The sequence below is a fragment of the Xanthomonas sp. NCPPB 1128 genome (genome assembly GCF_001043115.1).
Taxonomy (GTDB): domain Bacteria; phylum Pseudomonadota; class Gammaproteobacteria; order Xanthomonadales; family Xanthomonadaceae; genus Xanthomonas_A.
The window spans coordinates 1-8,818 of sequence record NZ_LFME01000059.1 but is presented as its reverse complement, the minus strand read 5'-3'; the positions used below and the strand labels follow the sequence as shown (position 1 = coordinate 8,818).

6 protein-coding genes and 1 pseudogene are annotated in these 8,818 nt (G+C 69.3%); 4 read left to right on the top strand and 3 right to left on the bottom strand.

Features of this window, described 5'->3' with window-relative positions; translation table 11 throughout:
• A pseudogene (locus tag ACP93_RS22395) lies at positions 1-106 on the top strand (IS110 family transposase); the annotation flags it as partial.
• Between the two features lie 109 nt (positions 107-215).
• Here ACP93_RS22395 and ACP93_RS20555 read toward each other — a convergent pair.
• Together ACP93_RS20555 and ACP93_RS20550 are read right to left on the bottom strand one after the other, a co-directional pair.
• Positions 216-2,363, bottom strand: coding sequence for a methyl-accepting chemotaxis protein (locus ACP93_RS20555; protein ID WP_053069808.1), 2,148 nt, complete (start codon positions 2,361-2,363; stop codon positions 216-218).
• 480 nt (positions 2,364-2,843) lie between these two features.
• On the bottom strand, positions 2,844-3,671 hold the full coding sequence (locus ACP93_RS20550; RefSeq protein ID WP_048492516.1) for an inositol monophosphatase family protein: 828 nt from the start codon (positions 3,669-3,671) through the stop codon (positions 2,844-2,846).
• Between the two features lie 118 nt (positions 3,672-3,789).
• Here ACP93_RS20550 and ACP93_RS20545 point away from each other — a divergent pair, with 118 nt between their 5' ends.
• From ACP93_RS20545 to ACP93_RS20535, 3 genes are all read left to right on the top strand, one after another.
• On the top strand, positions 3,790-4,548 hold the full coding sequence (locus tag ACP93_RS20545) for an RNA methyltransferase (protein WP_048492515.1): 759 nt from the start codon (positions 3,790-3,792) through the stop codon (positions 4,546-4,548).
• A gap of 177 nt (positions 4,549-4,725) precedes the next feature.
• Complete coding sequence (locus ACP93_RS20540; protein ID WP_048492517.1) at positions 4,726-5,616, top strand: phosphate/phosphite/phosphonate ABC transporter substrate-binding protein; 891 nt, start codon at positions 4,726-4,728, stop codon at positions 5,614-5,616.
• Positions 5,613-7,757 carry a putative bifunctional diguanylate cyclase/phosphodiesterase gene (locus tag ACP93_RS20535; RefSeq protein WP_048492514.1) on the top strand — a complete coding sequence of 715 codons (2,145 nt, stop codon included), beginning with the start codon at positions 5,613-5,615 and terminating at the stop codon, positions 7,755-7,757. The genes ACP93_RS20540 and ACP93_RS20535 overlap by 4 nt, the downstream gene beginning before the upstream one ends.
• Positions 7,758-7,814: 57 nt before the next feature.
• Here ACP93_RS20535 and epmB read toward each other — a convergent pair.
• Positions 7,815-8,818: EF-P beta-lysylation protein EpmB (gene epmB, locus ACP93_RS20530; protein ID WP_048492513.1), on the bottom strand; the 1,004-nt coding region annotated here is incomplete at its 5' end.

Sequence of the window (8,818 nt, the reverse complement as noted above, 5' to 3'; positions counted from 1 at the left end):
CGGCAAGCAAATCGTGTGTGCTGCCATGCGTAAGCTCCTGCACCTCGCCTACGGCGTCCTCAAATCGGGCACCGCGTTCGACCCGAAAAGGGCCCTTGCCTGCTAGGGGGTAAGACGGTATCTACGGCAATGTCGGCGCGTGCCCGCATGATGGGACGGGGCCAGCAATGACGGCCCGTCCCTCCGTGGCGTGCGTGCCGCGCGGCGCGTCCGACCTACGCCGCGTTGGCGGTGGCGCGGGCGACCAGGTGCGCCACCGTCGGGTAGGTCTCGCTGCGCACCTGGAACTGGCCGACGATCTCCACCAGGTCGCCGGCCTGCTGTTCCATCGAGCGTGCCGCGGCGGTGGCTTCCTCGACCAGGGCCGCGTTCTGCTGGGTGGTCTCGTCCATCTGGGTGACAGTGTGGTTGACCTGTTCGATGCCGGCCGACTGCTCCTGCGAGGCCGCAGCGATCTCGCCCATGATGTCGGTGACGCGCTGCACCGAGGCCACGATGTCCTGCATCGTGGTACCGGCCTGGGCGACCAGCGCCGACCCCGCGCTCACGCGTTCGACCGAGTCGTCGATCAGCGCCTTGATTTCCTTGGCCGCGCTGGCCGAGCGCTGGGCGAGGGTACGCACCTCGCTGGCGACCACGGCGAAGCCTCGGCCCTGTTCCCCGGCGCGCGCGGCTTCGACTGCGGCGTTCAAGGCCAGGATGTTGGTCTGGAAGGCGATGCCGTCGATGACGCCGATGATGTCGGCGATCTTCTTGGATGCCGCTTCGATGCCGTCCATGGTGGTGACCACCTGGCCGACCACCGTGCCGCCCTGCGAGGCCACCGAGGCGGCACCGGCGGCGAGCTGGTTGGCCTGGCGCGCATGTTCGGCGTTCTGCTTCACCGTGGCGGTCAGTTCCTCCATCGACGCGGCGGTCTCTTCCAGGCTGGCGGCCTGCTGCTCGGTGCGGCGCGACAAGTCGTCGTTGCCGCTGGCGATCTCGCCCGCAGCGGTGTCGATGCTCGCCGCAGCCTGCTGGATGCGGCCGACCATGTCGGTCAGCTGCGCGACGGTGGCGTTGGCGTCGTCGCGCATCCGCGCGAACACGCCGTGGAAGTCGCCCTGCATGGTCTGGGTCAGGTCGCCGGCGGCGATCGCCCGCAACAGCTGCGACAGTGCCGCCAGATTGGTCTCGGTGCCGGTCATCATCGTGTTGAGATTGGCGACCATGCCGCGGAAGGCGTGGTGGAAGCGCTGCTCCTCGCCGCGGCGGGAGAAGTCGCCCTGCGCGGCGGCACGCACCAGCAGGTCGATCTCGTGGTTGATCGCGCCGAGGTTGCGTTTCACCTTGGCCATGGTCTCGGTCAGGATCGCCATCTCGCCCGGGAACTGTTCCAGGTCGCGGCTGAGGTCGCCTTCGGCGTACTCGCCCATCAGCGTGATCAGCCGCCGCTTGACCGAAATATGGCTGTGCACCAACGCATTGGTATCGCGCACCATGCGCCCGTAGTCGCCCGGGAAGCGCGCTTCGTCCATGCGGAAGCTGATCTGGCCGGCGGCATGCTGCCGGGCCATCTCGGTCTGCGCCTGGATCACCGTGCGCAGTTCCTCCTGCATCTGCCGCATGTCGTTGAGCAGCGACGGTGCCTGCGTGCGCAGGCGCACGTCCTGCGACAGGTCGCCGCTGGCGATGCGGCGCACCACGTCGGCCGCGTAGGCTGGCTCGCCACCGAGCTGGCGCATCAGGCTGTTGCGGACCAGCAGGCCGAGCAGGATCGCGGCGACGATGCCGATCAGCAGGCCGCCGATGCTGGTCCATTCGCCCGACTGCGCGCGCGCCTCGCTCTCGGCCTTGCGCACCTGCAGCAGGGCGCGTTCGGCATCTTCGTACTGGCCGATGGTGGCGCGCAATCCGTCCATCTGGTGCTTGCCGGTGGTATTGAACGCTTCCAGCTTCGCGTCGTCGCTGTCGGCGGCGGTCGCGCGCAAATGATCCAGCGCCTTGCGCTGGGTCGCAATGAACTGCTGGTAGTCCTGCATCAGCGTCTGCAGGCGCGCCTGCTGCGCGGCGTTGTCGCTGGTCAGTTGCTTGGACTCCTGCCACTGCGCACGGAACTCGCGCTCGCCCAGCTCGAAGGGCGCCAGATAGGACGGGTCGCGGGTCAGGCCGAAGCCGCGTGCGCCGCTCTCGATGTTGAGCAGGCTCACCAGCATCCGGTCGCCGAGGGTGATGACCTTGTAGGTATGGGCATCCAGGGCTGCGGCGCTGGTGAACTTGCGAAAGCCGATCAGGCTGGTGATGCCGACCAGCAACAACATGGCGATCACGCCGCAGAAGCCGATTGCCAGGCGCTTGGTGACGGTGAGATGATGGAAGGACACGCGAGATCTCCGGAAGAGGCGAGAGAGCGGGCGCTACCGGCTCCATTGCCGCAGGGGCGGCAACGCAGGCGCGGATCAGCGGGGGAAGTTCGGGCAAAGGCCCGCATCGGTATCGGCGGCGTTCCCGGGATCTTTAGGGTGGTTTCGCCGATCGCGTCATGCGCATCGCACAGGCCGTGGCGGTTGCGTAAAGCGCGTCGTGCGCTGTCTTCTACGCAGGCGCAGATCAAGCAGGGGTGAAGCGCGCAGCGTGCAAGGCGTGAGCTTGGTGTGAGGTGGGGCGCTGTGCCGCACCCCTCGCTCAGGTGGAACCCCGGAATTTGAGTCGCCTTTGCAGAGCAGGATCGTTGCCGTGCATGACGTTCGCCGAGGCCGCGTGATCGTGCGATCCGCGCATGCCGAGCACAAAAAAAGCCGCGCAAGTGCGCGGCTTTTTTTGTGCTGAAGTGTCGGCGCCGGCCAGTTGCCGGGCGCGGCCGCTCAGAACTTCGCGTCGAACTCCCCGGCGAAGCCGGTGTTGACGATCAGCTTCTGCAGCGCATCGCCGACCTTGAGGTTGCCGGCCACCACCTGGAACTGCTGCGGGCCGCGGTCGTCGATGCGGCCCAGGGTGCCGCCCTTGAAGTCGGTGACGCGGCCGCCGGCCTCGCGCACCAGCAGCACGCCGGCGGCGATGTCCCAGGCCTTCACCCCGGCCTCGAAGTAGGCGTCGCTGCGGCCGCAGGCGACATAGGCCAGATCCAGCGCCGCCGAGCCGGTGCGGCGGATGTCCTCGGCCTGCACCAGCAGCGCGTCCACGCACTTGAGCTGGGGACTGGCGCGCTTGCGCTCGCGTGGCGCGAAGCCGGTGTGGACCATGGCGCCATTGAGTTCCTTGCGCTCGCTGACGCGGATGCGGCGATCGTTGAGCACGGCGCCATTGCCGCGGCTGGCGGTGAACAGCTCGTTGCGGAGCGGATCGAAGATCACCGCGTCGACCGGCTCGCCGTTCTCGACCAGGGCGATCGACACGCAGTAGTGCGGGAAGCCGCGCAGGTAGTTGCTGGTGCCGTCGAGCGGATCGATCACCCACATGTAGCGGCCGCCGCCCTGCACGCCGCTTTCCTCGCCCATCACGCCGTAATCGGGGTAGGCGCGGCGCAACTCCTTGACGATCACCTTCTCCGCATCGGCATCGACTTCGCTGGCGTAGTCCATGCGGTCCTTCTGCACCACGTTCAGTGCCTCGAGACGATTGATGTGGCGCAACAGCACGTTGCCGGCGAGGCGGGCGGCCTTGACCATGACGGTGACGGCGGGTTTTTGCATGGCAAGCGCTCCCGAGAAGGCGGAGGTGGGTCTGGAGGAGGAAAAGAGCAGTCCGGCGCCAAGGCCGGCCGCACAGTTTACCATCTACGCCCCCGTTCGCTTCGCCTGCCGTGCCGCCATGACCGATTCCCTCCGTATCCGCTTCGTCCTGGTCGGGACCCAGCATCCCGGCAACATCGGCGCGGCGGCGCGCGCGATGAAGACCATGGGGCTGTCGCGGCTGGTGCTGGTGGCACCGGAATGCGAACTGGAGACCGAGGCCTATCGGCGTTCGGCCGGGGCCGAGGACCTGCTGCAGCAGGCGCCGGTGCTGCCGGCGCTGGCCGACGCGGTGGCCGATTGCCGGCTGGTGCTGGGCTGCACCGCGCGCAGCCGCCGCGTGTCGCTGGAAGAACTGCTGCCGGCCGATGCCGCGCAGCGCCTGACCGCCGTGAGCGCCGAACCGGCGGAGGTGGCGCTGGTGTTCGGCCGCGAGCGCACCGGCCTGACCAACGAGGAACTGCAGCTGTGCCACGCGGCCGTGCACATTCCCTCCGATCCGGCGTTCAGCTCGCTCAATCTGGCCGCGGCGGTGCAGGTGCTGGCCTACGAACTGCGCCTGGCGCAGCTGCGCGGTGCCGCCCCTGCGCCCGCGCCGGCACCGGGCTTCCGCGAGGCCCCGGCCAGTCACGCGCAGGTGGAAGGGCTGTTCGGGCAGTTGGCCGAGACCCTGGACGACATCGATTTCCACAAGGGGCGTGCGCCCGATTCGGCGATGCGCAAGCTGCGCCGGCTGTTCCTGCGCACCGAACTGACCGAGCAGGAAGTGCGCCTGTTGCGCGGCGTGCTGTCCGATGCGCAGCGCATGGCGCGGCTCGCCGGACAGGCCGGAAACTAAAGCCGGACAAGGCGCGGAGGCGTCCATCGCGGCACGCGCGGGAAGGCGCGCGCCGAGGCGGAGTGCGCGCGCGGCAGGCGCCATTCTGTGACGCTGTCACCGGCATGCGCTTTCGGCTAGGCTTTGCAAGGTCTACTTGGGGATCGTGGTTTGTCCAGTTCGCGTTGGCGGGTGGTCGTGGTGTGGCTGGCGCTGGCGATCTGCTGGCCCGCGTCCGTGCACGCGCGGCCCTCGGTCCTGGTGCTGGGGCGCATCAGCGACAATCCCAAGGCCCATTACGAGCAACTCAAGCCGCTGCTGGACTACGTGGTGCCGCGCATGCGCGAGGTCGGCATCACGTCCGGGCAGATCCTGATGGCGCGCGACAGCCAGCAGATGAGCAGTTATCTGCGTCGTGGCCGGATCGACTGGGTCACCGAGACCGCCGCCACCGCGATGGCACTGGAGCAGCGCGGCGGCGCCAAGCCGCTGCTGCTGACCGAGCGCAACGGCGTGCGCGAGTACCACACCGTGTTTTTCGTGCGCCGCGACGGGCCCGTGCACGACCTGGCGGATCTGCAGGGGCGTACCCTGGCCCTGCAGAGCACGCTGTCCACCAGCGCCTACATGGTGCCGATGATGACGCTGTTCGAGCACGGCCTGCACCCGGAGATCCTGCTCTCGAGCAAGGACCAGCCCTCGGCGGAAACGGTCGGCTATGTGTTCGCGCGCTCGGAACTCAACATCGCCGCCTTCGTGCACAAGCACCTGGTGGATGCCGGGGCGTTCAGCAATCTCGATTGGGACGACGAACGACGCATTCCGGCGGCGTTCCGCCGCGATTTCCGGGTGATCTACCGCAGCGAGCCGTATCCGCGTGCGATCGAGATGGTCCGCAGCGACCTGCCGACCGAGGTGGAGACGCGCTTGCGCGAGGTCCTGCTGCACGCCGCCGACGACCCGCAGGGGCGCGCGGCGCTGCGCCAGTTCTTCGGGACCTCCGGCTTCTACCCGATCGATCCGGCGTCGCAGAAGCGCCTGGACACCCTGCGCGCCGGCGTGGCGCGGGTGAGGCTGGAAGTGGAATGAAGACCATGCGTTTCGGGTTGCAGGCCAGGTTCCTGCTGGCCATGGGCGTTGCTGCGCTGCTGGTGATGGCGATCCTGGCGCTGCTGCTGGAACGCCAGGCAGCGATGCAGCGGGAGGTGCGCACGCTCAGCGGCAATGCCATCCACAGCCTGTTCGACAGCAGCATGCGCACCCGCGGCGAATCGCTGGCACGGCAACTGGCCGATTCGCTGGCCAACCCGGTGTACTACTCCGACCTGGATGCGATCGGCACGCAGGTACGCGGGGCGCTGGGCTATGTCGCGGTGGCCTACGTGCTGGTCTACGACGCCGACGGGCGGCTGATCCACGACGGCAGCGAGGACCTGCTCGGCTACGGCCAGCGCATGCGCGGGCCGATGGCCGATGCCGCGATCCGCGCCCGCGGCCTGCTGGCGCAGGAGTCGCCGGAGTTCCTCGACGTGTCGATGCCGATCATGATCGGCGACCAGCGCGTGGGCGGGGTGCGCGTGGGCATGTCCTGGACGCGGGCGCAGGAGTACGAGCGCAAGGCCGGGCAGAACCTCGACCAGCGCCTGGGCGCCCTGGGCAAGCGCCATCTCGGCTGGCTGCTGCTGTTGCTGGCCGCCCTCGGTCTGACCGCGGCGATGGTGACGGTCTACGTGCAGCGCACGCTGGTGGCACCATTGCGCTGGATGGCCGCCACCGCACGCCAGATCGAGGCCGGCAACTATGCGGTGGAGCGTCGCGACAGCGGCCGCCACGACGAGGTCAGCGAACTGCTGCGCGCGTTCGGGCGCATGAGCGAGGCGATCGCCCGGCACGACCGCGACGTGCGCCACATGGCCTACACCGATGCGTTGACCGGGCTGACCAACCGGCTCGCGTTCCGCGAGGCGCTGGACCATCGCATGCTGTCCGCGCGGGCCTCGCAGCGCCGGCTGGCGCTGCTGTTCGCCGACATCGACGACTTCAAGCGGATCAACGACACCCTGGGCCACGAGGCCGGCGACGAAGCCCTGCTGCAGTTCGCGCGGCGCATCCAGCTGGCGGTGCAGCAGCTGGGCGGCGACGACGCGCTGCTGGCACGCTTCGGCGGCGACGAGTTCGTGATCCTGGTCGAGGATGCGCAGGCGGCCAAGGTCGCCACCGCGCTGGCGCAGCGACTGGTGCAGGAACTGCGCGAGCCGCTGCGAATCCAGGGGCGCGAGGTGTTCATGGGCACCTCGATCGGCATCACCGTCTATCCGGGCGATGCCGAGGATGCCTCGGCGCTGCTGAAGAACGGCGACATCGCCATGTACCAGGCCAAGCTCGCCGGCAAGAACTGCCACCGTTTCTACAGCCGCGCGATGGACTATGCGGTGGAGCGGCGCGTGCACATGGAGCACGAACTGCGTGGCGCCTGGGAGCGCGACGAACTGAAGCTGGCCTACCAGCCGATCTTCCGCACCCAGGACCGGCGCATGGTCGGCGTGGAAGTGCTGCTGCGCTGGCAGCATCCGGCGATGGGGACGATCTCGCCGACGGTGTTCATCGACGTGGCCGAGCAGAGCGGGCTGATCGAAAGCATCGGCCCCAAGGTGCTGCGCGCGGCCTGCAGCGAGGCCACCCAGTGGCGGCGCGCCGACGGCAGCCGCGACCTGTTCGTCTCGGTCAATGTCTCGCCGCGGCAGTTGCGCAGCGGCGATCTGCCGGAAGTGGTGGCCGAGTGCCTGCGCGAGTCCGGGCTGCCGGCGGCGCAACTGCACCTGGAGCTGACCGAGACCGCGGTGATCGGCGACGAACTGCAGGCGGCGAGCATGCTGGCGCGGCTGCACCGCACTGGCGTCAAGGTCTGGCTGGACGACTTCGGCACCGGCTTCTCCGGCCTGAGCCACCTGCGCCAGGTGCCGGTGGATGGCGTCAAGATCGACAAGAGTTTCGTCGCCGACCTGCAGCGCGACCCGGACGATCTGGCGCTGACCACCGCGATCATCGCCATGGCGCATTCGCTGGACATCACCGTGGTCGCCGAAGGCATCGAGCAGGAGACCCAGTTCGAACTGCTGCGCGAGCGTGGCTGCGAACTCGGGCAGGGCTTCTGGCTCAGTCGCCCGCTCAGTGCGGAGGAGTTCCGCCAGCTGCTGGCCAACGAGGACGCGCCGCCCGCCGATGCCTGAGCGCGGGCGCGGCATCGTGGCCGGTCGGCGCCGCGCCTGCGGCGCTCGCCAGGTAGGTCAGGGCGTCAGCGCGCGTTTGCCGCTGTCGCCTTGGATTTCGCGCACCAGCTTGGGCACCAGATAGCCGGACAGGCGTGCGGCCAGCGCCTGGTGCAGGGCCAGGGCGCGGGCATCGTCCACTTCGAAATGGGCCACGCCCTGTACCCGGTCCAACTGATGCAGGTAGTAGGGCAGCACGCCGGCGGCGAAGCTGCGCTCGCTCAGTGCGGCCAGCGCCTCGACGCTGTCGTTGACCCCGCGCAGCAGCACCGCCTGGTTGAGCAACTGTGCGCCGGCCTCGCGCAGGCGCGCCAGCGCGGCATCCACGCCGGCATCGAATTCGTTGGCGTGGTTGGCGTGGAGCACGAACGCCAGCGGCCACGGCAGCGCGCGCAGCCAGGCCAGCAGCGGCGCATCGACACGCTCGGGCAGCACCACCGGCAGGCGGCTGTGGATGCGCAGGCGTTTGAGCTGCGGCAGCGTCGCCAGGGCCTCGGTGAGTTCGACCAGTTTCGGCGTGGCCAGCGACAGCGGATCGCCGCCGGACAGGATCACTTCCTCGATGCTGGGATCGGCGGCGATCGCCGCCACCGCCGTGCGCCAGCCATCGCGCGCGGCGGTCTCGTCGGCGTATGGGAAATGCCGGCGGAAGCAGTAGCGGCAGTGCACCGCGCAACTGCCGGTGGCCACCAGCAGGGCGCGGCCGCGGTATTTGTGGATCACGCCGTCGGCCTTCTTGGCTGCGGCGTCGCCGACCGCATCCAGGGCGAAGCCGGCGACCACGCGCTGCTCGTCGTCGATCGGCAGCACCTGGCGCAGCAGCGGGTCGTGCGGATCGCCCCGGCGCATGCGCGCGACGAAGCTGCGCGGCACGCGCAGCGCGAACTGCGTCGCAGCCTGTTCGGAGACGCCCAGCGCTTGCGGATCCAGGCCCAGCAGTGCCAGCAGCTCGCGCGGATCGCGCACGGCGTCGCGCCAGGCCTGCTGCCAGCGCGGCGGCGCGGCGGCGGGAAGGGGCGGGA